19 protein-coding genes are annotated in these 23821 nt (G+C 48.5%); 16 read left to right on the top strand and 3 right to left on the bottom strand.

The annotated features are described in order from the left end of the window. The first annotated feature begins 80 nt into the window (after positions 1–80). From SATMO3_RS29110 to SATMO3_RS29095, 4 genes are all read left to right on the top strand, one after another. Positions 81–1583, top strand: coding sequence for an oligopeptide:H+ symporter (locus SATMO3_RS29110; protein ID WP_371374722.1), 1503 nt, complete (start codon positions 81–83; stop codon positions 1581–1583). A gap of 403 nt (positions 1584–1986) precedes the next feature. Further along, positions 1987–2889 (top strand): trans-4-hydroxy-L-proline dehydratase activase, encoded by a 903-nt coding sequence (locus SATMO3_RS29105; RefSeq protein ID WP_371374719.1) that lies wholly within the window; start codon positions 1987–1989, stop codon positions 2887–2889. Between the two features lie 6 nt (positions 2890–2895). Then, positions 2896–5274 (top strand): trans-4-hydroxy-L-proline dehydratase, encoded by a 2379-nt coding sequence (gene hypD, locus SATMO3_RS29100; protein WP_371374716.1) that lies wholly within the window; start codon positions 2896–2898, stop codon positions 5272–5274. A gap of 1060 nt (positions 5275–6334) precedes the next feature. Next, positions 6335–7873, top strand: coding sequence for an alanine/glycine:cation symporter family protein (locus SATMO3_RS29095; RefSeq protein ID WP_371374713.1), 1539 nt, complete (start codon positions 6335–6337; stop codon positions 7871–7873). Between the two features lie 336 nt (positions 7874–8209). Here the strand turns inward: SATMO3_RS29095 and SATMO3_RS29090 are convergent, their stop codons facing one another. The 3 genes from SATMO3_RS29090 to SATMO3_RS29080 all read right to left on the bottom strand — a co-directional run bounded on the left by SATMO3_RS29090 (position 8210) and on the right by SATMO3_RS29080 (position 10434). Further along, positions 8210–9100: a LysR family transcriptional regulator gene (locus SATMO3_RS29090; protein WP_371374709.1), complete on the bottom strand. Its 891-nt coding sequence runs from the start codon at positions 9098–9100 to the stop codon at positions 8210–8212. A 138-nt stretch (positions 9101–9238) separates the two neighbouring features. Beyond that, complete coding sequence (locus tag SATMO3_RS29085) at positions 9239–9913, bottom strand: C40 family peptidase (protein WP_371374707.1); 675 nt, start codon at positions 9911–9913, stop codon at positions 9239–9241. A 146-nt stretch (positions 9914–10059) separates the two neighbouring features. Next, the gene (locus SATMO3_RS29080) at positions 10060–10434 is read right to left on the bottom strand and encodes a methylglyoxal synthase (RefSeq protein WP_371374704.1); all 375 of its coding nucleotides are present in this window, start codon (positions 10432–10434) and stop codon (positions 10060–10062) included. Between the two features lie 469 nt (positions 10435–10903). On the opposite strand from SATMO3_RS29080, the gene SATMO3_RS29075 reads away from it, so the two are divergent. From SATMO3_RS29075 to SATMO3_RS29020, 12 genes are all read left to right on the top strand, one after another. Continuing rightward, positions 10904–12208, top strand: a complete 1305-nt coding sequence (locus SATMO3_RS29075; protein WP_371374701.1) for a phenylacetate--CoA ligase family protein — start codon at positions 10904–10906, stop codon at positions 12206–12208. An 11-nt stretch (positions 12209–12219) separates the two neighbouring features. Beyond that, a complete protein-coding gene (locus SATMO3_RS29070; RefSeq protein ID WP_371374698.1) occupies positions 12220–12669 on the top strand; it encodes an ACT domain-containing protein in 450 nt (149 codons plus the stop codon). A gap of 125 nt (positions 12670–12794) precedes the next feature. Further along, positions 12795–13745, top strand: coding sequence for a sugar kinase (locus tag SATMO3_RS29065; protein ID WP_371374695.1), 951 nt, complete (start codon positions 12795–12797; stop codon positions 13743–13745). A 570-nt stretch (positions 13746–14315) separates the two neighbouring features. Then, positions 14316–14843, top strand: a complete 528-nt coding sequence (gene ilvN / locus SATMO3_RS29060) for an acetolactate synthase small subunit (protein WP_371374692.1) — start codon at positions 14316–14318, stop codon at positions 14841–14843. After that, complete coding sequence (ilvC, locus tag SATMO3_RS29055) at positions 14824–15816, top strand: ketol-acid reductoisomerase (protein ID WP_371374690.1); 993 nt, start codon at positions 14824–14826, stop codon at positions 15814–15816. The genes ilvN and ilvC overlap by 20 nt, the downstream gene beginning before the upstream one ends. Before the next feature lie 38 nt (positions 15817–15854). Then, positions 15855–17399, top strand: coding sequence for a 2-isopropylmalate synthase (locus SATMO3_RS29050; RefSeq protein ID WP_371374688.1), 1545 nt, complete (start codon positions 15855–15857; stop codon positions 17397–17399). Between the two features lie 6 nt (positions 17400–17405). After that, a complete protein-coding gene (gene leuC / locus SATMO3_RS29045; protein WP_371374686.1) occupies positions 17406–18671 on the top strand; it encodes a 3-isopropylmalate dehydratase large subunit in 1266 nt (421 codons plus the stop codon). Continuing rightward, positions 18671–19165: a 3-isopropylmalate dehydratase small subunit gene (locus tag SATMO3_RS29040; RefSeq protein ID WP_371374684.1), complete on the top strand. Its 495-nt coding sequence runs from the start codon at positions 18671–18673 to the stop codon at positions 19163–19165. The genes leuC and SATMO3_RS29040 overlap by 1 nt, the downstream gene beginning before the upstream one ends. Positions 19166–19274: 109 nt before the next feature. Continuing rightward, entirely contained in the window at positions 19275–20345 is a 1071-nt protein-coding gene (gene leuB / locus SATMO3_RS29035; protein ID WP_371374681.1) for a 3-isopropylmalate dehydrogenase, read from the top strand. A 12-nt stretch (positions 20346–20357) separates the two neighbouring features. Next, positions 20358–22019, top strand: coding sequence for a biosynthetic-type acetolactate synthase large subunit (gene ilvB, locus SATMO3_RS29030; RefSeq protein ID WP_371381818.1), 1662 nt, complete (start codon positions 20358–20360; stop codon positions 22017–22019). Between the two features lie 108 nt (positions 22020–22127). After that, positions 22128–23057: an ABC transporter ATP-binding protein gene (locus SATMO3_RS29025; RefSeq protein WP_371374678.1), complete on the top strand. Its 930-nt coding sequence runs from the start codon at positions 22128–22130 to the stop codon at positions 23055–23057. Then, positions 23058–23807 carry an ABC transporter permease gene (locus SATMO3_RS29020; RefSeq protein ID WP_371374675.1) on the top strand — a complete coding sequence of 250 codons (750 nt, stop codon included), beginning with the start codon at positions 23058–23060 and terminating at the stop codon, positions 23805–23807. It begins immediately after the preceding gene. The last annotated feature ends 14 nt before the right edge of the window (positions 23808–23821 follow it).

Genomic DNA, 23821 nt, shown 5'->3' with positions numbered 1-23821 from the left:
GCGTAAAGGAAAAAGCGCGTTCGGCAGCGGCGTTATTTTTCTGGCAGTACAGCATACTAGGTGAGGGGAGTAGTAATAGTATGAGTGTGGAGAGTAAAAGTTCGGGTCTTTTTAGTCAGCCACGTGCATTTAGTATCATATTTTTTCTGGAGATTTGGGAGCGCTGGGGTTATTACGGTTTGCAGTCCGTACTGGCAGTATTCTTTGTCAAAAGCCTGGGTATGCCTGATGCAGAATCCTTTGTGGTTTTTGGCGCTTTCAGTTCAATGGTGTATGGCTTTGTTGCCATTGGCGGCTATGTCGGCGATAAGGTACTGGGGACCCAGCGCACAGTCATCTTAGGCGCCTTTACTATGATGATCGGGTATATTCTGATGGCTTTGGCCGGTGCAAACAAACAGATTGTTTTTACCGCTCTCGCTTTTGTAGCGGTGGGTTGTGGTCTATTTAAAGCCAATCCGGCTAGTCTGATGTCTAAAATGTATGCGCAGGATGATCCGCGACTTGATGGAGCATTTACTTTATACTATATGGCCGTAAATATCGGTTCATTTTTTTCTATGTTGTTCGTACCGATTGTCGGTGGTAAATATGGCTTGCATATTGGTTTTGCTCTATGTGCCATTGGTCTTGTCCTGGCGATTGCAAACTTTGTTTTTTTCCGGCATTTACTCAAAGGGGTAGATTCACCGGTAGGTTTAGAACCGCTAAATTATAAAAAGTTTGCGGTAGTGATAGCCAGCCTGGTCATATTAATTGCTGTTTCAACCTGGATGCTAAGCAATCTGACAGTAGCGCACTGGATATTATTCATAGTTGTTGTGACGGTTTTTTCAATCATATTCAAGGAAATTGTTAAGAGCCGGGGTATTGAACGCAGTAAAATGATTGTTGCTGTTGTCTTAATGGCGGAAGCTGTTGTTTTTTTCACTCTGTTTCAACAAGTATTCACTTCGTTGAATTTTTTTGGAATTAAGAATGTTGAGCATGTTTTTTTGGGGATAACAATTGATAATCCGGAAGTGTACCAATCCTTGAGTCCGTTTTGGGTCTTGGCGGTGAGTCCGGTGTTAGCCTACTTATACAACTATTATGGTAATCAAGGTCGAGATCTTTCTATGCCGGCTAAATTTGCTACTGGAATGGCCTTTTGTGCCGCGGCTTTTCTGGTTTTATCGGCGGGTGCCAGCTATTTTGCTAATTCTCAGGGTCTTGTTTCTCCCTGGTGGCTGGTAGCCGGCTATTTACTCATAAGTATTGGCGAATTGCTAATCAGTGGTCTGGGACTGTCGATGATTTCTAAACTTATGCCTCAGCGCATGATTGGATTTACTATGGGGGCGTACTTCCTGACTACTGCAATTTCCGGGGTAACAGGCGGTTGGGTGGCTTCTTTGACGGCAGCGCCGCAAGGAGTTACAGACCCCTTACAAACATTGTCTATTTATTCTCATGTATTTTTACAAATTGGCGGCATGAGTGCGGCCGCCGCTTTTCTAATGTTTTTGGTGGTAGGTCCTTTGCGCCGTATGATTAACTATGAAGATCGCAGCAGTAACGCGAAATTATCGAAGAATATGTAGTAGCTGGTTGAGGTAATCGTTCATAGGTACGGCCAGCCAAATCTATATAAGACAAGGTATGAATCCTTATATGCGGACTTTCTAAAATCATATAAATTATTCAGCCCAAAGCGGATTAGCATTCACTGATGAAAAATGGGTAAGCCAGTCCCTTAAATGAGATGTGCCATGTTGGACATTGTCTTGTTTAAGGGACGTTTATTAGTTTTAGAAAATATTAAAATATCCAGAAAACTGGATAATCGACAATGAGACTGACGAGAACTGAATTTGCGGAATTTTTTAAATAAAGCGTAATATTTGGCATGCTTATTGCAATGTAATACTGCAGACAGTTAGAGAATAGAAAGGAGGCAATGATTTCATAGCGGTAAACATCTAATTCGGATTGGTGGGTGATTTTTTGACTGCAGGTACGGTGTTCAATATTCAAAAATACTCAATTCATGACGGACCAGGTATTCGTACCACTATTTTCTTAAAGGGATGTCCTTTAGCCTGCTGGTGGTGTCATAATCCGGAAAGTCTGTCAGCAAAACCGGAAATAGTCTTTTGGCAGCACAAATGTATTGGCTGTGGTGACTGTGTAAAAAACTGCTCCAATATGGCCATAGCACTTTCCAGCCAAGGTATTAAAAGAGACAAGACAAAATGCAGTTTGTGTGAAATGTGTGTAGAGGCATGCCCTACCGGAGCCATGGAAAAGCTTGGACAGAAAAGGACTGTAGCAGAGGTTATGCAGGAAATAGAAAAAGACAGCGTTTTCTATGAAGAATCAGGCGGTGGAGTTACATTTTCCGGCGGAGAAGCTTTACATCAACTGGAATTTCTCGACGCCCTGCTTACAGCCTGTAAAGCCAAAGGGATTCATACCGCTTTGGATACTTCCGGTTATGCCCCATGGGAATCCATTGCCAGGATAGCCGACAAAGTAGATTTATTCTTATATGATATCAAACTTATGGATGAAGAGAAGCACAAAAAGTATACAGGCATATCCAACAAGCTAATCTTGGAGAATCTGAAAAAACTGGCAGCGAATCAACGCAAAATCTGGATTCGTATCCCCGTGATACCGGGAATAAATGACGACGAGAAAAGCATAAAAGACCTAGGTGAATTTTTATCGTCACTGAACTTACGGGATGTTTATCTATTGCCGTATCACAATATTGCCATTGACAAATACGCTAGGCTGGGAAAAACTTATCCACTGTCTGAACTTGCATCACTTTCAGACAAACAAATGGATAACGTTGCACAAATCCTGAAAGCTTTTAGCTTACATATAAACATTGGAGGTTGATGACAAATGACAACAGAAACCAGTGCCAACGACAGAGTGGCAAAATTAAAAGCGCAGAGTCTGAATACCGTACCGCGCTTATCCATTGAAAGAGCCAGGCTGGTAACCGAAGCCTATCAAAAATATGCAGGCAAAGTTTCCATACCGGTGTTGCGGGCGTTAACGTTTAAACATTTGATGGAAAACAAGACGATTTGCATCAATGAAGGCGAACTGATTGTCGGCGAGCGGGGAACCGGTCCGCAGGAGACACCGACATACCCGGAGCTGTGCTGCCATACGGTTGAGGACTTCGACATAATCGATCAGCGGGATAAAATCTTTTTCCGGGTAGATGCAAAAACCAAGCGCATTCAAAAAGAGGAGATCATTCCCTTCTGGCAAGGCAAAGCCATACGTGACCTGATTTTTGAACAAATGACACCGGCCTGGCAGGAGTGCTATGAGGCCGGAATTTACACCGAATTTATGGAGCAAAGATCGCCGGGGCATACGGTTGCTGACGGAAAAATTTATCAACAGGGTTTTCTAGACTTCAAAAACAGGATTGAGAAAAAACTTCAGGAATTGGATTTCCAGCAGGATCCGCAAGCGTATGACAAGCAGGAAGAATTAACAGCCATGGCGATTTGCTGCGAGGCGATTATTGCGTTCGCCCACCGCCATGTTGCAAAGGCCAAAGAGTTGGCTGGCAAAGAGCAAGATCCGGTCAGAAAGCAGGAACTGGAGGAGATTGCAGCCATTTGCAGCCATGTTCCGGCCTACGCGCCAAGAACTTTCCGGGAAGCTTTGCAGGCGTACTGGTTTGTCCACCTGGGTGTCATTACCGAATTAAATACCTGGGATTCCTTCTGCCCAGGCAAGCTGGACATTCATTTGTATCCATTCTATGAAAAAGAAGCCCAGGCAGGCACTCTGACCCGTGAGGCTGCGAAGGAATTGCTGAAATGCTTCTGGGTTAAATTCAATAATCAGCCCGCGCCGCCCAAGGTAGGCATTACACTGCAGGAAAGCGCCACTTATACCGATTTCTGTAACATCAATATTGGCGGTATCAAGCCGGACGGCACTAACGGCGTAAATGACGTATCTTATTTGTTATTGGATATTGTTGAGGAAATGAGAATCCTGCAGCCCAGCACCAATGTGCAGATCAGCAGGAAAAATCCGGATCAGTTTGTTATCAGGGCAGTTGAAGTTATCCGGGAAGGAATGGGTTTTCCTTCGGTGTTTAATACGGATGCAGTCCTGGAAGAGCTGCTGCGGCAGGGCAAAAGCCTGGAAGATGCCCGCGGCGGCGGTACCAGCGGCTGCGTAGAGGTAGGCTGCTTTGGTAAGGAAGCCTATATCTTAACCGGATACTTAAACCTTGTAAAAATATTGGAAATTACCCTGCACAACGGCATTGATCCGAGGACCGGCAAAAAAATCGGTATTGAGACAGGCGATGCAACCCGGTTTGCTTCCCTGGATGAGCTGCTAGGCGCATTTAAAGAGCAGGTCAGGCATTTTGTGGACATTAAGATCAGGGGTAATAACATTATCGAACGGTTGTATGCCCAGTATATGCCGGCTCCCTTTATGTCGGTCATTATTGATGATTGCATTGAAACCGCCAGGGATTATAACGCAGGCGGGGCAAGATACAACTCGCGGTATATCCAGGGTGTGGGTATCGGCAGCATTACCGACTGCCTGTCGGCGATAGAATACCATGTGTATGATCAGAAGAAATTGTCCATGGGTGAACTACTGGATATATTGCAAGTTGATTTCCAAGGGCAGGAAAAGGTACGGCAGCAATTTTTACACAAAACGCCGAAATATGGCAATGATGATGACTATGCCGACAGCATTATGCTTAAAGTCTTCGAGATTTTCCATGATAGTGTCAATGGCCGCAAAACTCCAAATGGCGGAACCTACCGGATTGAAATGCTGCCGACAACCTGCCATGTATACTTCGGCTCAGTCATAGGGGCCACCCCGGATGGCAGAAATGCCGGACGCCCTTTGTCGGAAGGGATTTCTCCCGTCCAGGGAGCCGATAAAAACGGGCCAACGGCAGTTATCAAATCGGCGGCCAAAATGGATCAGTTAAGAACCGGTGGGGCGTTACTGAATCAAAAATTTACACCCCAAGTGGTTCAGGGAGAAGACGGCCTTAGAAAGCTTAAAGATCTGATTCGTGCCTATTTCAAAATGGACGGACACCATATTCAGTTTAATATTGTGGATGCCGCTACCTTACGGGATGCCCAAAAAAATCCGGAAAAGTATAACAGCCTTATTGTACGGGTGGCCGGTTACAGCGATTACTTCAATAATCTCACCAAATCCTTGCAGGATGAGATTATTGAAAGAACAGAACACGCTAGTTTTTAAACAATTCCTGCGTCTACCCGGAAAAATTCCGGCTTACTGTGTCGTCTCCAAGAGTCATGCAGTCAAGAGCGAGTACATATTTGCCAATCTTGACTGCATGACATCAGGAGATTAATTTGCGAAGGAGAGGTGTAGTCCAGGGCTTAGCAAAAGCCGCACGAGGAAAATATTAGAATATTTAGTAATTCCATAATGCAGTGCTTTAGCCTGCGGTAATCTGGACCGCTTCATAGAACATATTGCCGAGCAAATATAATGGATGACTATCGATGCACCAACTCGCAATGTCCCTTTAATGGTACAATGTCTGAAAAAAATGTTCCATCAGAGGGACGATTGACATTTTTTAAAATTAAGATAGCGCGACAGTATCGGAAAAAGCTTAATTTTATTGACTTTTTTAAAGATTAATAAAATTGGCACGATGGTTGCTTTAGTACAAAGATGGACAATATCAATACTGTGATTAAAATACGGTGTAACTGCGGATTGATGTTTATCCGAACAAGCCTGCGTTGGCCGGGAATAAATTTGCGCTTGAGTGAGGTGAAGTCAAACCGGAAGAAATACGCATTGATTTACACGGGTTTATGCAAGCTTAAGATTGGAGGTTTTTTATGCCGCTAAAGGATTGAAACTGCCTTGTCTAGCAGGAAAAAACTGCTATTTAAAAAAGGCTGGATAAACGTGTTTCGTACTTGTCTCTCAGCTCTCCAGGCTACCCAGGGATGGCTGCACTCCGCTTAGGCCTTAAGCAAAGTGAAAGGAATGAATGGAAAAATCAAGAGAGTATTGATCTATATTCCGGTTTTTGCAGTTGCCAGGAGCATGACCGGCGTTGAGGTATTATTGACAACTATGATGATAACGCTGTTGCCCGCGATAAGAACGCATTGACTCACTATACGATGGCAATGACGGTTTCCAAGTTTAAAACCACTAATGGGTTCTGTTTGGAATATTTGTAAAATAGAAAGCGAAGAATCAAAATGAGTACAGCTTTAAAAGGAATCATTGTACCATTAATCATTCTATTCAATGATAAGGGGGAATCTTTAATATGGAATATATCGGTAATATAATTGGTCTCTTAAATGGCTATGTTTGGTCACCAGCTATGTTGGTATTTGTTGTTGTATCAGGTGTATATTTTTCCATCAGACTCCGCCTTACCCAAGTCCGTAATTTAAAGGATATGGTGAGAAATCTGGTAAGTAACCAAAGCTCGGAAAGCGGCATCTCCACCTTCAATTCATTTTGGACTACCATGGCTGCCCGTGTTGGTGTCGGTAATATCGCCGGTGTGGCAGTCGCTGTTTATCTGGGAGGTCCGGGTACAATCTTCTGGATGTGGGTTACATCTATTTTGCTTGCCGCCATATCATTTACAGAATGCTCACTGGGACAGTTATACAAAATTCGGGTTGACGGTGAGTACCGCGGCGGTGCATACTATTGTGCAGAAATAGGCTTGGGCTGGAAATGGTTTGGCAAGCTGTTTGCTATAGTCACTGTTGTGGGAATGTTGTTCGGTATGCCTGGCATTCAGGCCAATATGATCGGCGAAGGCTTAAATCATAGCTTGGGGGTTTCCCCGTTGATGACCGGCGTGGTGGGTGCAATATTTCTGGGCATCATCATTCTCGGTGGTATCAAACGTATCAGCACCTTTGCTGCGGTTCTTGTTCCTATAAAGGTAGGTCTTTTTCTGGTGTTGACGGCAGTTGTACTAATTGCTAATTATGATAGAATCCCGACCATGTTTAGTTGGATTTTTTTATCTGCATTTGATCAAGGCTCGGTATTCGGCGGTATGATGGGCAGTGCGGTTGCTATGGGTATTAGACGCGCCACCTTCGCATCCGGTGCCGGTATGGGTGAAGAAACTCCGGCTGCGGCTGCGGCTGAGACGGCACATCCTGTCGGTCAGGGTTTGGCTAATTCCTTCGGTATCTATATGGACATCGTAATATGTACCTGTTCAGGACTCATGATTCTGGTTACTGACTGCTTCAATACTGCTTCCGGTTATATCGGTTCCGGTTCTGCCAAAATGGCGGAATTGGCTGCTGCCGGTAAGAACGGTATCGTATTTCCCCAGGAGGCTGTTGGTACACTCATGCCCGGTCTGGGCGAATTCGTTATGGGTGTGGTGGTAATATTGTTCGCTTTTACGACAATACTCAGCTATTATTATCAAGCTGAAACCGGTATGGCTTATATCTTAGGCAATGCCAGCGAGAGTACACGTAAAAATGTTTATTTGGTTATGAAGGTTATGGTACTAATGGTGTATATTTATTTCTCCACCACCACTTCGACCGTTGCCTGGGCGGCAGCTGATCTGGCATGCGGTATGATGGTATGGCTGAATGTGTTAATGCTGTGGTTTTTGTTCCCGAAGGTCGTTGCTATACTGAATGACTATGAGGAACAAAGTAAGGCAGATCAGGTACCCTTCTTTGATCCTGACAAAGTCGGTATTGCGAATGTAGATCTCTGGAAAGAGATTAACAAGGACAAAATCACTGCTGCAAGAGAGAGCGACAAAGCAAAAATCACCGTTGCCAGATCGGAAAACCTTCAGCTAAATATCTGATACCTTTTGCTGATTATGTCTTAGATCCGGATGATCCAATAAAAGAAGGATTTTTATTGGGTGTTAAAGTGGCTTGAAGGAGTTGTCTATATTAGGTGTTTTATATCGGGAATTGCCGGTCAAACTAATTTTCTGCCTTGAACGCGGCAATTGAGGCGGCAAGAGCCGGCGAGCGACTAGCCCCACGGAGGAGATTGTCTTAACAAGTCAGGTGCTTGCCCAAATGACCAATGACTTGCAAGCGGGCGTCAGTAAATTTAAGGTATAATAGCAAAAAACGTCAGAAAGGGTTAGCTAAGCTACACTTCCTGACGTTTTTTTTAAGAAAAATGTTTATCATTCAAAATCAAGACAGTTATTATCCCGCAGCCAGGAACGGATGCAGGTAAGAAACTTTTTGGCTGCAGGCGACACATTTTTGAAAGACAGGGCCGCTATTCCCAAAATGCGGTATTCTGGAACCTGCAAATCAACAATATGAATATTATCCGGAATATGATCCAGAATTAGCTCAGGTAAAATGCTAATGCCCAACCCTTTTTGCACCATAGTCAGTATAGTGCGTTCTTCCATCAACTCGTATTTAATCTGTAAGTTGAGCTTGTGTTCATTTAAGAGACGTCTGATATTGTCATCGCTGCCCCACTGTGGCATAATAAAAGACTCGTCTCTAATCTGTTCATAGGAAATTGCGCTTTCATGCTGCAGCGGGTGATTGGGCGGCAGGATGACCATAAGCTTGTCTTTTTTTAAGGCAATTATGTCAAAGGGCTTGGAAGTGGGGAGCGAGATAAAACCAAAATCCACGGTTCCATTAGATATCCATTCATTCATCTCATCATAGCAGCCCAAATAGGTTTTGACCTCAATGTGCGGGTACATTTCGTTAAATTGAGTTAAAATTCCGGGCAGCCATTGCATAGAAACGCTGGACAGTGTTCCGAGGCGCACTGTTCCGGTAACGAAGCCTTTTATAGCCGCTATTTCCTGGCGCAGCCGCTCTTCTTCGCACAAAATGCGTTTAATGTGGCTAAGAACACGCTCACCGTTAGTGGTTAAGCTGATGCCGGACCGGTCGCGGTTAAGCAAGGGAAGCCCTAATTCCGATTCCAGAGAGGAAATGGCATAGCTTACACCTGACTGCGTCAAATTAAGCTTTTCGGCGGCTTTGGTTAGACTGCCAGCTTCAACAACGGTGTTAAATATTTCGTATTTTGAAAGTGACAAATAACCAACTCCTTCACATTAAATAACTTGCTTGTTTATAACTATACTATATATAAGTCCAGAATGTCACATCAATTTTTCTTATATAACAATAAAACAAAGGCTGCGAATAGAAAGTTCTTCGCAGCCCAGACTGTTTTACTTGATATAGCGGCGGGCGCCGATATATTTTTCGGTGTAGTAGGATTCAGATAAAGAGTTAATAGTTACCTCTTTAGCAGCTGAACTGGCATGGATAAACTTGCCGTCGCCCATATAGAACCCAACATGGGAAGCGCCTGGTTTATAGGTGGTGAAGAATACCAGGTCGCCTGCTTTTAGGTTGGCCTTGTCCACCGGTGTGCCGGTGCTAAACTGCTCGGCAGCCGTCCGGGGAATGGTAATGCCGCTTTCGCGCATTACATACTGGGTGTAGCCGGAGCAATCCCAACCGCTTGGGGTATCGCCACCCCAAACGTAAGGAACGCCCATATATTTTTGAGCAGTCTTCACGATTTCAGTGCCTTTGGCGCTGGCGCTGCCTGCATTAGTTGTTGCTTTGGAGCCGATGGCTGCGCCCAGTACGGAAGACATGCCTCCCGCATTACTGTTGTCACTGCTGTTGTCGGCAGAGCCAAGGAATTTTCCCAACAGCAGGGCCAGTAAAATATTCATTATGCTGTTGCTGGACCCGGAGCTGCTGCTTTGCTGCTGGGTGGAAGAGCCGGTAAGATCGGCAAGTGAAAATGCCTGCGCAGACGCCGCCGGAATAAGCAGCGTAGTAAAAAAGGCTAAAAGTAATATTATCGTTATTTGACGGGTATAGCGTTTCATGTACACCCCTCCTATCATATGTTATTATTGCGAATGATACCTATCTATAATATCACAGTAAAGTATTTATGTAAACTAAAATATTTTGCCAAAAACAAGACCTCACTGCCGACAGGTTTGTCTGGAGTGAGGTCCTGGTTTTGCCTTTAGTCGCAGAGTAAGCTCTGTAAAACAAGGTTAGCGGTTGCGGTATTTGTAGCGACAGGAATATTATGCACATCGCAAATCCTAAGCAGTGCGGTGATATCAGGTTCGTGAGGCTGGGCCGTTAGGGGATCGCGCAAGAAGACGACTATATCGACTTCCTGACAGGCAATTCGTGAACCAATCTGCTGGTCGCCGCCCAGGGGGCCGGATAAATAAGTAGTAACCGGAAGGCCGGCATTCTCCTTAATAATTCTGCCGGTAGTGGCAGTGGCAATTAAATTATACTGGGACAGTTGCTCTTTGTGGGTAAGGACAAACTGCAGCATTTCCTCTTTTTTGCGATCATGCGCGATAAGGGCAACAGTCTTTTTCACAAGCAATCACCTCATTTAATTCAATACATAACTTACTATACCATAAAACCTGTTAAGTCCGCTACGTATCCTCAGGTCTACCGCAGTGTCGTTCAATTAAGATTTATCAGACAAATATTTCTTGACTTTGTCCGTGTCAGCTGGTATCATATTCCACGAATACAGTATACATGGTTTACAATCAGTTGTAATTTTAGCATGGGAAGTGTGTCTAGGGTTCCGGCGGCATCCGCTGTGTCTGGTCCGAGCGGCACAGGGCCCGGAGGGTCACACCGTGGGTAAAAAAAACCCTAGCGGAAAGTTCCTGCCAAGGACTTTTTGCGGGGTTTTTCTTTTATACGTATTTAAGATTTTTGCAGGCGGGTGCGTGTTGACAAAACGGAAGTTAAGCGCCAGTGGAGGTGTCAATTCATGCCTGCCTGTGCTGCGTAATTTTAATACGGAGATATTTTCGTCAGGGGGGTTAATTATGAATACATATTGGAATAAGCCGGCGGAAACAATGGAACGGGAGGAAATGGCGAATCTTCAGGGCGGCCGGCTGAAGGAGATTGTCACCCGCTTGTACCGTCAGCAGCCGTTCTATCGCTCCAAGATGCAGGAACAGGGATTGCTGCCGGAGGATGTCAACAGTCTCGCGGATATAGAAAAACTGCCGTTTACGACCAAGCAGGATATGCGGGATAACTATCCTTACGGCCTGTTTGCCGTGCCTATGTCGGAAATTGTCCGTATTCATGCCTCCAGCGGCACGACCGGCAGACCCACTGTCGTGGGCTATACCAAGCGGGATATCGGTATCTGGTCTGAGGTCGCAGCCCGCTCACTGGTATCGGCCGGCTTGAGCAAGCAATCCTGCATTCAGGTGGCGTACGGCTACGGCCTGTTTACCGGCGGCTTAGGCGTACACTATGGCGCCGAACTTTTAGGCGCTTCGGTTATTCCCATATCCAGCGGCAATACCGCCAGACAGATTATGCTGATGAAGGATTTCGGCACAACGGCGCTGGCCTGTACTCCCTCCTATGCGTTGTATATTGCCGAAGCCATGCATGATATGGGGATTGATCCCCGGGAAACCTCGCTTAAAGTTGGAATATTCGGCGCTGAACCCTGGTCGGAACGCATGCGTCAGGAAATTGAAGCCCGGCTGGGGATTAAAGCCATCGACATTTACGGGCTGAGTGAGATCATCGGACCGGGTGTTGCCATTGAATGCAGCCAGCAGGATGGCCTGCATATTTTTGAAGATCATTTTTATCCGGAAATTATCAACCCGGTGACAGGGGAAGTATTGGCTGACGGCGAAAAGGGTGAATTAGTCATTACTACCCTGACCAAGGAAGGGATGCCGATGATTAGGTACCGTACGCGCGATCTAACGGTTTTATACCGGGAAAAGTGCGACTGTGGCCGCACTTTGGTCAGAATGAGCAAAGTACTAGGGCGCAGTGACGATATGCTTATTATCCGCGGGGTAAACGTGTTCCCGTCACAGGTAGAGACAGTATTATTAAGCATTGGGGAAACATCACCCCACTATCAGTTGATCGTTGACCGCAAGGACAATCTGGATCATTTAACTGTGCTTGTGGAGGTAACAGAAGATATGTTCTCAGATGAGGTGCGTGGTCTGGAGAGGCTGGAAACCAAAATAAAGTCAGAACTGGCCAGTGTGCTTAATGTGTCGGCGGCAGTTCGCCTTGTCGGGCCCAAAACAATTGAGCGGAGCGAGGGCAAGGCCAAACGGGTTGTTGATAATAGAAAAATATAGGGGGGTACAGCATGATTATTCATCAATTGTCGGTGTTTGTGGAAAACCAGCCTGGCAAGCTGGCCGAAGTATTAGGCGTACTTCATACGCATGAGATTAATCTCAGGGCCATGGCTGTGGCCGATACTGCCGATTTTGGCATTCTGAGGATTATTGTCAATGAACCGGAAAAAGTGCAGCATATTTTACGCGGCGCGGGATTTACCGTTAAAATCACGCCAGTGTTAAGCATTGTGATTACCGATCAGCCCGGCTGTTTGTTTGAACAGGTCAGCAAGTTAAGCTCGGCCGGTGTTAATGTTGAATATGTGTACGCTTTTGCCGCTACCTCGTCTGATACGGCGCGGGTAGTGTTGAAAGTGGATAATCTACCCCTGGCTGAGCGTCTGATTAACGGCGAAGAGAAAAGTAAGGCCTGCTACCGGGATGAGACAGGCACAACGCCTAATTTCTACTGGTAGTGGTATTTTGTTTCATATGGTGAAATATTCTGTAACAATGTGTAGACCTGCGGTCATGGCCGCAGGTCTTTTGTTAATTACAGCGAAGTTTCAATACTATATGGAAGCTGTAAGGAGGAGTAGACTTGCCACAAATAATAACACTTGGAGAAAGCATGGTCATGATGGTGGCCGACCAGAGCGACTCACTACAATTCGTTACAAGTTATTCCCGTAAAATTGCCGGAGCCGAATCCAATGTGGCTATCGGTCTGGCCCGCTTAGGCCATGATGTCGGCTGGATCAGCGCTATTGGCGACGATCCTTTTGGCACCTATATCCGCAATACCATTCGCGGCGAAGGGGTGGACACCTCCCGGGTGAGAATCATGCCTGAGCATCCCACCGGTATGCTGGTCAAAGAACGCAATGAAATTGGCGATCCCAAAGTATTTTACTACCGGCGCGGTTCGGCGGCCAGCCATATTACGCCTGATATACTGGACGACAATTATTTTGCCGAAACTAAAATCTTGCATATTACCGGTATTTTTCCGGCGCTTAGCCCAACCTGCCTGGAAACACTGCTGGCAGCTATCCGCATTGCCCGTAAGCAGGGCGCACTGGTTACTTTTGACCCTAATATCAGGCTTAAATTATGGAATAAGGAGCAGGCCAAAGAGACCTTATTAAAGCTGGCAGCCTTGTCTGACCTGATTATGCCTGGACGCAAGGAAGCCGAGATTTTACTGGGGACCGGCGAGTGGGAGGCTGTTAAGGAGTGCTTTCACAAGGCCGGCAACCGTTATATTGTCATGAAAGATGGTCCTGACGGCTCTTACTACTCGCACCAGGAGGACGATCAGGTTGTTGAGGAAGGCTATGCCAAAGGGTTTCCGGTGCGCCGCGTAGTGGACACTGTGGGCGCCGGTGATGGTTTCGCCGTTGGTGTCCTGTCGGCCCTGCTGGAAGGACATAGTTTGCAACAGGCCGTTGTGCGTGGCAACGCCATCGGTTCCCTGGCGGTAACTGTTCAGGGCGATGTGGAAGGATATCCGACCAGACGGCAGCTGGAGGAATATCTTGACGAGGCCTAAAAAAGGATAAAAAAAGTCCTTGACAAAGAACAAGGGTGCTGGCATAATGTATACAAAGTTACATATCGCGTAAGGAAGTGCATCTAGGGTTCCGCTGGTTGACAGGTCTGGGCCGAGCGATGCAGAACGCGGTCATTACCGTGTTACACCGTGAGTATAAAAGGCTCTGCGGAAAGTTTCTTACTTTTAAATGAGTAGAAATTTTTTTGCAGAGTATTTTTGTATGTTTGTACAGTAAAATATTGGTAAGAGTTATGACTGGGAGCAAAGCTTGTACTCCTGCCCAGAGAGCCGGTGGTTGCTGCAAACCGGTGCAGTGGTTAAGCCCTACTCGCCCACGAACTCTTTGCTGAAATGCATATTGTATGTTGTACACAGTATGCATTAGGCAACAGCGGTGTCGGCCGTTATCCGATAGTCATGAACAAACATGGCGAAATGAGCCCAAAGTAGGGTGGTACCGCGCATTGAGCGCCCCTATGGATAGATATATGTCTGTCCTAGGGGCGTTTTATTATTTCCAGGCGGTCATACTAAGACATTGCTTAAAAAAATTGGGAGGTGGAATTTGTGCAGTCTAACATTCTTTCGATTTTAGTACACAATCAGCCGGGGGTGCTGGTCAGAGTGGCCGGCATGTTCTCGCGGCGGGGGTTTAATATCGACAGCCTGACGGTAGGTGTAACCCAGGATCCGGAGTTTTCCCGGATAACGGTGGCCGTCTGTGGCAACCAGGCCTTTATCGACCAGGTTAAAAAACAAATTGAGAAACTGGTTGAAGTAGTGAGTGTGCAGATTTTACCGCCAAACCATTCAGTAGTGCGAGGGATGGCCCTGATTAAAGTTCAGGCCGGCGAAAACCGCTCCGAGATATTAAAGCTGGCCGAGGTGTTCCGGGCCAATGTTGTAGATATTTCCGGCAGTGCCGTTACGCTTGAGGTTACCGGTGAGGACAGCAAGATGAATGCCCTGATCGAGGTGTTGACCCCCTATGGACTTTTGGAAACCATCCAGACCGGCCTTGTAGCGCTGGAACGGGGTGAAAATACAATTTATAAACACGAGGAGAGAGATAACTATGAGCAAAATGTACTATGAACAAGATGCCCGCTGGGAACTGATCCAAGGTAAAACAGTAGCCATTATCGGTTACGGCAGCCAGGGCCACGCCCATGCCCTTAACCTGAAAGACAGTGGCGTAAAAGTGGTTGTCGGTCTCCATGAAGGCAGCAAATCGGCAGCCAAGGCGCGTGAAGACGGTCTGACTGTTACCGATGTCGCCCAGGCTGTAGCCAGCGCCGACATTACTATGATACTGATTCCTGATGAGAAACAAGCCAAAGTATATGCCGAACAAATTGCTCCCAATCTCAAACCGGGCTCGGCATTGGCATTTGCCCATGGCTTTAATATTCATTTTAACCAAATCGTGCCGCCTGCCAATGTTGACGTATTCATGGTTGCTCCCAAAGGACCCGGACATCTGGTCCGCCGCGTATTCACCGAAGGCAAAGGCGTACCCTGTCTCATGGCCGTACACCAAGACTATAACGGCAGCACACAGGATCTGGCACTGGCTTATGCCAAAGGCATTGGCGGCGCCCGGGCCGGTGTAATTGTTACCACCTTCCGCGATGAAACCGAGTCTGACCTCTTCGGCGAACAGGCTGTATTGTGCGGTGGCGTAACCGAACTCATCAAAGCCGGTTTCGATACGCTGGTGGAAGCCGGCTATGAGCCTGAGATCGCCTATTTTGAATGCCTGCATGAAATGAAACTCATTGTCGACCTGATGTATGAGGGCGGCATGGCCCGCATGCGCTACTCCATCAGCGACACAGCCGAATATGGTGATTATGTAACTGGTCCGCGCATAGTTACCGAAGAGACCCGTAAAGAAATGAAGCGGGTATTAGCAGAAATCCAAAATGGTACCTTTGCCCGCAACTGGATCCTGGAAAATCAGGCCAACCGTCCTATGTTCCTTGCGAAACGCCGGCAGGAAGCCAATCATAAAATTGAGATTGTGGGCAAAGAGCTGCGCGATATGATGTCCTGGCTGCAAAAGTAAAATATAAGTAAAATAACCGATGAAAGCGAGGTAATGGCATGGAAACTCGAACAATTCAGATATTCGACACTACCCTCCGTGATGGCGAGCAGACGCCGGGAGTAAGCCTGCAAACAGAAGAAAAGGTGGAAATTGCGCTAGCCCTGGCCAAACTAAAAGTTGATGTCATTGAAGCCGGGTTTCCGGTTGCCTCGCCTGGTGATTTCGAGGCCGTGAGTCAAATTGCCGCCCGGGTCAAGGGCCCGAGCATTGCCGGACTGGCCCGCGCTAATGAAAAAGATATTGAAACTGCCTACAAAGCAGTAAAAAAGGCCGACAGGCCGCGGATTCATACTTTTATCGCTACAAGCGACATTCATCTTGAGCATAAGCTCAAGATGACCCGTCCCCAACTGCTGGAAAGGGCCGAGCAGGCCGTGCGGTATGCCAAAAGCCTGGTTAATGATGTGGAGTTCTCGGCTGAAGATGCATCCCGCTCTGACTGGAAGTTTCTTTGTCAGGTGTATGAGCGGGCCATTGCCGCCGGGGCTACCGTCATTAACGTCCCCGACACCGTCGGCTATACAACGCCGGCTGAGTTCGGCGCGCTGATTACCCATATTCGCACCCATGTCCCCAATATTGATAAGGCCATTATCAGTGTCCATTGTCATGATGATCTGGGAATGGCAGTGGCCAACTCGCTGGCTGCGGTCACAGCCGGAGCCGGACAGGTGGAATGCACTATAAACGGACTTGGTGAACGGGCCGGCAACGCATCGCTGGAAGAGGTGGTTATGGCCCTTAATACCCGCCATGAGTATTACCGGGCCATAACAAATGTCAACAGCCAGCAGATTTACCGCACGTCCCGCCTTGTCAGCACGCTGACAGGTATTGCCGTGCCGCCGAATAAGGCAGTAGTCGGTGACAATGCTTTTGCCCATGAGTCTGGCATCCATCAGCATGGCGTACTTAATAACCCGCTGACGTATGAAATTATGAGTCCTGAATCGGTGGGTATCAGCCGCAATGCCATTGTGCTTGGCAAACACTCCGGCCGCCACGCTTTTGAAGAACGGCTTAAACATTTGGGTTATGAGATTGATACGGAAACCGTCAACACCCTGTTTGCTAAATTCAAAGATTTGGCTGACCGGAAGAAGATGGTTTTTGATAAAGATATTGAAGCGCTTATGGTGGAAAAAGCCGCTGTTCGGCCCGAATGGTATACCCTGGTTTATCACCATGTGGCCAGCGGCAACCAGATGGTGGCCACCGCCTCGGTACAACTCAGGACAAGTGCCGGTGTCTCGGAAGCCGCCAGCTGTGGCGACGGACCGGTTGACGCCGCCTTTAAGGCCATTGAGCAGGCCGTGGGCTTTCCTGTCGGCCTTAAAGATTATCAGCTTAAAGCCGTAACCGCCGGGGAAGATGCCCTGGGGGAAGCAACCGTCTGGATTGAGCAGGATGGCCGGACGTTTAGCGGCCGAGGCCTTTCCACCGACGTGATCGAAGCAAGTGCAAAAGCATATGTAAACGCAATAAACAAGATGCTGGCCGTTTGTGGTTTTCCCGCTGTCCAGCAGGCTCAAGGGAGGTAACTCAGTATGGCTAGACCTATGACAATGACGGAAAAAATCTTCGCCGCCCACGCCGGTTTACAAGAAGTGCAGCCCGGCCAGCTCATCAAAGCCAAGCTGGATCTGGTATTAGGCAATGATATCACAGCGCCGCCGGCCATCAAGGAATTTGAGCAAATTAGCGACAAGGTTTTTGACAAGGAAAAAATCGTCCTGGTGCCTGACCACTTTGCGCCCAATAAGGATATTAAATCAGCCGAAATGGCTAAGACCATGCGGGAGTTTGCCAGAAAACATCAGATTACGCATTACTTTGAGGTCGGGCGGATGGGTATTGAACATGTCCTGTTGCCTGAACAGGGGCTGGTGGCTCCCGGAGAGGTAATTATCGGCGCCGATTCTCATACCTGTACGTATGGTGCGGTTGGCGCGTTCGCCACCGGTGTGGGTTCGACCGACATGGCTTGTGCTATGGCAACCGGCGAGACCTGGTTTAAAGTTCCGGCCAGTATTAGGGTCGAACTAACAGGCAAGCTTGCCAAATGGGTATCCGGCAAGGATGTCATTTTAAAACTAATCGGCATGATTGGCGTCGACGGCGCCCGTTATCAGTCACTTGAGTTTGCCGGTGTGGGAGTTGCCGCGCTCACTATGACCGACAGGCTGACAATTGCCAATATGGCCATTGAAGCCGGTGCGAAAAATGGTATTTTTCCGTTTGACGAGGTTACCAAAGCCTATCTTGCCGGGCGGGTCCAAAAATCGTATACACCGGTGGCAGCCGATCCGGATGCCGAATATGCCCGGACAGTTACTATCGATTTGGATAAACTCACACCGGTTGTGGCTTTGCCGCATCTGCCGGAAAACGTCAGGCCGGTCAACGCTATCCAGCCGACGCCTATCAATCAGGTGGTCATTGGTTCCTGTACCAATGGCCGGATAGAGGATTTGGAGCAGGCGGCTGCCATCTTTCACGGCCATCAGGTTCATGAAGATGTCCGGGCCATCATCATTCCCGGCAGCCAGGACGTATATCTCGAAGCAGTCAAAAAAGGATATGTCGAAATCTTTATCAAGGCCGGCGCTGTTGTCAGCACACCGACCTGCGGGCCGTGCCTGGGCGGCCATATGGGTATTCTGGCCAAAGGCGAGCGGGCGGTTGCGACAACTAACCGCAACTTCCGCGGGCGGATGGGCCATGTTGACAGTGAAGTATATCTGGCCAGTCCGGCTGTAGCGGCGGCAAGCGCCGTGCTAGGGCGGATCGCCGGTCCTGAGGAGGTAGCATAATGAAATTCTCCGGAAAAGTTTGGCGCTATGGCGATAATGTTGACACTGACGTAATTATACCAGCCAGGTATTTAAATACCGCCAACATGAAAGAATTGGCCGCTCATGCTATGGAAGACATTGATCCTACGTTTGCCGGCAAGGTTGAACAGGGAGACATCATTGTCGCCGGTAAGAATTTCGGCTGTGGTTCTTCGCGTGAACACGCGCCCGGCGCCCTTAAGGCTGCCGGTGTGGCTTGCGTGGTGGCGGAAAGCTTTGCCCGCATCTTTTACCGCAATGCCATTAATATTGGTCTGCCGCTTATCGAACTCGGCGAAGGCGATATTAATATTAACGCCGGCGACACTTTAGTTGTTGATTTGGATGGCGGTGTTGCCGAAAATACAAGTACCGGTGAAAAATTCACCGTTCCGCCGCTGCCGGGATTTATTCAGGATATTGCTAAGGTTGGCGGGCTGGTTGAGTATACTAAGCAGCAATTAGCTAAGTAAAAAAGAAAGAGATTGCTTTGTCTGCGCCTGCTTGCAATGACCGGCTTTATGTCATTGTCAGCGCCAGCGGGGCAATCTCTCTTACCAAGCAGGGTTAGGGAGGGGCAAAATGAGTAAGCATATCGTAGTTATCCCCGGTGACGGTATTGGCGCGGAAATTACCGCTGCTGCGCTCCGGGTGACGCAAGCGGCTGCTGATAAAGTTGATTTTAGCTTTACCCATGAAAATAAACAAGCCGGTGGTGCGGCTATTGATCAGTTTGGTGTGCCGCTGCCTGAAGAAACGGTCGAGGCCTGCCGCAAGGCCGACGGTGTACTGCTAGGCGCCGTCGGCGGTCCTAAATGGGATCACGTTTCCCCGGAGCTTCGAGCAGAGAAGGCCATCCTGGGGTTGCGCAAGGCACTGGGGCTGTATGCCAACCTGCGACCGGTCAAGGCGTTTTCCGCGCTGGCTAACCAATCCCCGTTAAAGCCGGAGATTGTCAACAGCGTAGACATTGTCATTGTGCGCGAACTGACCGGCGGCATTTATTTTGGCGCCCGGCAGGAAGCCGCGGTGATTAACGGCGTAGAACAAGCCTGTGATAATGAAATGTACAGCCGGCCGGAAATTGAACGTATTGTTCGCCTGGCCTGCCGGGCGGCCATAAGCCGTAAAGGCAAGGTCATGTCTGTGGATAAGGCCAATGTTTTGGCGACCTCCCGCCTGTGGCGCAAGGTTGCGGGTGAGGTTGCGGCGGGTTTTACTCAGGTGGAACTTAACCATATGTATGTTGACAACTGTGCCATGCAGTTGGTGCTTAACCCCGGCAGTTTTGATGTTATTGTTACCAGCAATCTGTTTGGCGATATTTTAAGTGATGAAGCTGCTGTACTGACAGGTTCGATTGGCCTCCTGCCTTCGGCCAGTCTGGGTGACGGCACCGGCTTATACGAGCCCATTCATGGTTCGGCCCCCGATATTGCCGGCCAGGGAATTGCCAATCCGCTCGGGACTATTTTGTCGGCAGCCATGATGTTCAGGTATTCGCTGGGCAGCGAACAAGCGGCAGCCATGATTGAGAAAGCGGTTGAACAGGTCCTGGCGGACGGTTACCGTACTGCTGATATTTATCAACAAGGTTTTACCAAGGTTACTACTGACGAGATGACAGAAGAAGTAATTGCAAGGCTGGGGTGATAATCTATGCTCATGACAGGGGCGCAGGCTATTGTGAAATGCCTGATAAAAGAAGGGGTGGACACGGTATTCGGGTATCCCGGCGGGACTATTTTGCCGCTGTATGATGCGCTGTATGGCTCGCCTGTCCGTCATGTGTTGACTGTACATGAGCAGGGGGCCGCCCATGCTGCGGACGGATATGCCAGAGCCAGTGGCCAGGCAGGTGTATGCATTGCCACCTCAGGGCCGGGAGCCACCAATCTGGTAACCGGTCTGGCAGCCGCTTTCATGGATTCGGTACCGGTGGTAGCCATCACCGGTCAGGTGCAGACCAGTTTAATCGGCCGGGATGCTTTTCAGGAAATTGATATTACCGGGATTACCATGCCTATTACCAAACACAACTTTCTGGTTAAAGATATCAGCAAGCTGACCGACACCCTGCGGCGCGCCTTCTCCATCGCCCGCTCAGGCCGTCCCGGGCCGGTGCTTGTTGACATTCCGCGGGATATTCAAGCCAATACGCATGATTTTAGCGATTTGGAGACCGAGTATTCCCGCCAGTCGTTAGTCCGCCAGTCGCCGGATTTGCCGGCGCTTATCAGCAAAGCAGCCGCTGCTGTCAGCGCCGCCGAAAGACCGGTTATTATCGCCGGGGGCGGCTGTATCAATGCCAGCGCCGGCCAGGCGCTGGCCAAGTTTTCGGAACAATGCGCCCTGCCGGTCGTCACTACACTGATGGGTATTGGCGCCCTGCCGGGGCGGCACCCTAATTTGCTGGGAATGACCGGACTGCACGGACTTAAGCAGGCCAATCATGCCGTGCATGCGGCCGATGTGCTGATAGTGACAGGCAGCCGGTTCAATGACCGGGTAACCGGTGACCGGGCCCGGTATGCTGCCGGTAAAACCATTATTCACATCGATATTGACCCGGCTGAAGTGCACAAGAATGTTGATGCCGCTGTGCCGCTGGTCGGTGAGATGAATGGTATTCTAACTGCGCTTACCAGGGAAGTCGTGCCCGGCGATCTGTCCGCCTGGTGGGCAACTATCCGGGACTGGCAAGCTGCCTGTCAGTTGCCTGTAAGTGAGGATGAGCTGTCGGCAGCCGGCGTTATGGCAGCTTTGAATACACAACTGGCCGGGGAAGATGTTATTTACGTTACTGATGTTGGCCAGCACCAGATGTGGGCGGCGCAAGATCTCAAGGTAAACAGCCAGCGGGGGTTTCTGACGTCAGGCGGTCTCGGCGCCATGGGTTTTGGCTTGCCGGCGGCGTTAGGGGCGCAAATGGCCAGGCCGGATAAGCGGGTTATTCACATTGTTGGTGACGGTTCACTGAAAATGACCGGCTGTGAGCTTTATACCGTAGCGGCGGAACGGCTGCCCATTATATCAATTGTGATCAACAACCAAAGTTTAGGTATGGTCAGGCAGCTGCAGCATTGTTTTTTTGAAAAACGTTACTCGGCATCTTTGCTGCCTGCGCCTATGGATTTTACAGCCTTTGCCGGTGCTTTTGGCATTCCGGCGGCAGTAGCCAATACCCCGGACGAGTTCAGCCAGATTCTAAAAACTGCCTGGGAACGGCAAGGGCCGTCCCTGCTTGTTGCCAATATCGCCACACAGGATTTGGTTATACCCATGATTGCTCCGGGCGGGGCCATGGATTCGTATGTGGATATTTAAAGGATATAAGAAGAGTATTGGCAAATTCCAGATTCCGGTGGATTTTTAAAAGAGCAGTTGGTATCATATAGATACAACTGCTTTTTTGTTTTGGGAGGATGGGTATTTATGACGGCAACTGTTGTCAGGGCTGAAAACCTGGGCAAGACATATAACGGCTTCCAGGCGCTGAAAGGAATTTCTTTTGCCATTAAAGCCGGAGAATGCTACGGCTTTTTAGGCCATAATGGCGCAGGTAAGACCACAACAATGCGGATGATGTACGGCATGTCTACCGTAGAGGAAGGAAAGCTGTGGCTTTTTAACGAGGCTGTCAGGCTCACGGCGCCGGCCCTGAAAGCCAGATTGGGCGTCGTGCCCCAGGAAGACAATCTGGATGATGATTTGACAGTGCTTGAGAATCTGGCAGTGTATGGTTTGATTTTTGGCCTCAGCCGGTCGGAAGCCCAGGTCAGAGGTCGGGATTTACTAGCATTTATGGGGCTTGAGGGTAAAGAAAACAGTTCTGTCGACAGTTTGTCGGGCGGCCTGAAACGGCGTCTGGTCATTGCCCGGGCACTCCTTAACAGACCGGAGATCATTATACTGGACGAACCGACTACCGGCCTTGACCCGCAGGCCAGACACCTGGTGTGGCAGAAGCTGAGAAGTCTTAAAGACAGCGGTGTAACACTTATTCTGACCACCCATTATATGGAGGAGGCCGTACAATTATGCGACAGGCTTGTCATCATGCATGAAGGCGTTATTCTGGCTGAAGGCAGTCCGCAGGAACTTATTGCCGAGCAGGTTTTGCCATATGCCATAGAAGTCCATTTACCGCTGTCACGCTTGCCGGCTGGACTGGAGGACAAGGTAGCCGAACTGGGAGGACAGGTTGTCCGGGTTGTGGACGGGGTGTTTCTTTATGCGGTGCAAGGGGAGACCTTATGCCACAGTCTGGAAGAATGGGGTTTGCCAAAGCATGTTTGTTTAGTACGGCCTGCCAATCTTGAGGATGTATTTTTGAAGCTTACCGGTATGGGGGGAGAAGGATAAATGGCTACTTTGCGTGTATTCGCCCGCCATATGGCAGTATTTAAGAAAATATGGTTTACCAATATTATGTTTAACTTTATTGAGCCGCTGCTTTATCTCTCGGCTATGGGGTATGGCCTGGGGAGTTTTGTGCAGGATATTGACGGCTTGGCGTATATTCAGTATATTGCACCGGGGATGGTGGCTTCCTCGGCCATGTTTGCCGCTTCCTTTGAGTGTACATACGGCAGTTTTATCAGATTGCATTACCAAAAAACGTTTCAGGCTATGCTGGCAGGGCCGGTTACTGTCCGTGATATTGTTGCCGGCGATATTCTGTATGCCACGTTTAAGAGTATGCTGTTTGGCATGGTTATTCTTACGGTAATTAGTGTACTGGGGCAGGTCCGGTCCGGGTGGGCACTGCTGATTCCCGTGTTTTTGGCCCTCCCGGGTCTGACGTTTTCGTTGCTGGCGATGTGCTACACCGGGATAACGACCAATATTGACAATTTCAATTATTATGTTACGCTATTTTTGACCCCGGCGTACCTTTTTTCCGGGGTCTTTTTTCCCATCAACTCTATGCCTGGCTGGGCGCAGACGGCGGCTTGGGTAAATCCTATTTATCACAGTGTAGAAGTATGCCGGGCTTTAGCCCTGGGAAATACCAACCCCGGCCTGCTGGTGCATGCCGGGGTACTTATGGTTATTGCGATTGTATTGATGCCGCTGGCCGTAAGGCTTATGACCAAACGACTGATTCTGTAGAGCCCCCGAGGTTC

The organism is Sporomusa aerivorans, from assembly GCF_041428895.1.
Classification (GTDB): Bacteria; Bacillota; Negativicutes; order Sporomusales; family Sporomusaceae; genus Sporomusa; species Sporomusa aerivorans.
Note: the sequence above shows the minus strand (reverse complement) of the source record. Positions and strands in the feature narration are given on the sequence as shown.

What these genes read in the sequence shown, in the direction of transcription:
- SATMO3_RS29040 (WP_371374684.1), top strand. Translation starts at nt 18,671, where the DNA reads ATGAAATTCTCCGGAAAAGTTTGGCGCTATGGCGATAATGTTGACACT.
- ilvC (WP_371374690.1), top strand. Translation starts at nt 14,824, where the DNA reads ATGAGCAAAATGTACTATGAACAAGATGCCCGCTGGGAACTGATCCAA.
- SATMO3_RS29110 (WP_371374722.1), top strand. Translation starts at nt 81, where the DNA reads ATGAGTGTGGAGAGTAAAAGTTCGGGTCTTTTTAGTCAGCCACGTGCA.
- leuB (WP_371374681.1), top strand. Translation starts at nt 19,275, where the DNA reads ATGAGTAAGCATATCGTAGTTATCCCCGGTGACGGTATTGGCGCGGAA.
- SATMO3_RS29025 (WP_371374678.1), top strand. Translation starts at nt 22,128, where the DNA reads ATGACGGCAACTGTTGTCAGGGCTGAAAACCTGGGCAAGACATATAAC.
- SATMO3_RS29095 (WP_371374713.1), top strand. Translation starts at nt 6,335, where the DNA reads ATGGAATATATCGGTAATATAATTGGTCTCTTAAATGGCTATGTTTGG.
- leuC (WP_371374686.1), top strand. Translation starts at nt 17,406, where the DNA reads ATGGCTAGACCTATGACAATGACGGAAAAAATCTTCGCCGCCCACGCC.
- SATMO3_RS29085 (WP_371374707.1), bottom strand. Translation starts at nt 9,913, where the DNA reads ATGAAACGCTATACCCGTCAAATAACGATAATATTACTTTTAGCCTTT.
- hypD (WP_371374716.1), top strand. Translation starts at nt 2,896, where the DNA reads ATGACAACAGAAACCAGTGCCAACGACAGAGTGGCAAAATTAAAAGCG.
- SATMO3_RS29070 (WP_371374698.1), top strand. Translation starts at nt 12,220, where the DNA reads ATGATTATTCATCAATTGTCGGTGTTTGTGGAAAACCAGCCTGGCAAG.
- SATMO3_RS29050 (WP_371374688.1), top strand. Translation starts at nt 15,855, where the DNA reads ATGGAAACTCGAACAATTCAGATATTCGACACTACCCTCCGTGATGGC.
- SATMO3_RS29075 (WP_371374701.1), top strand. Translation starts at nt 10,904, where the DNA reads ATGAATACATATTGGAATAAGCCGGCGGAAACAATGGAACGGGAGGAA.
- SATMO3_RS29020 (WP_371374675.1), top strand. Translation starts at nt 23,058, where the DNA reads ATGGCTACTTTGCGTGTATTCGCCCGCCATATGGCAGTATTTAAGAAA.
- ilvB (WP_371381818.1), top strand. Translation starts at nt 20,358, where the DNA reads ATGACAGGGGCGCAGGCTATTGTGAAATGCCTGATAAAAGAAGGGGTG.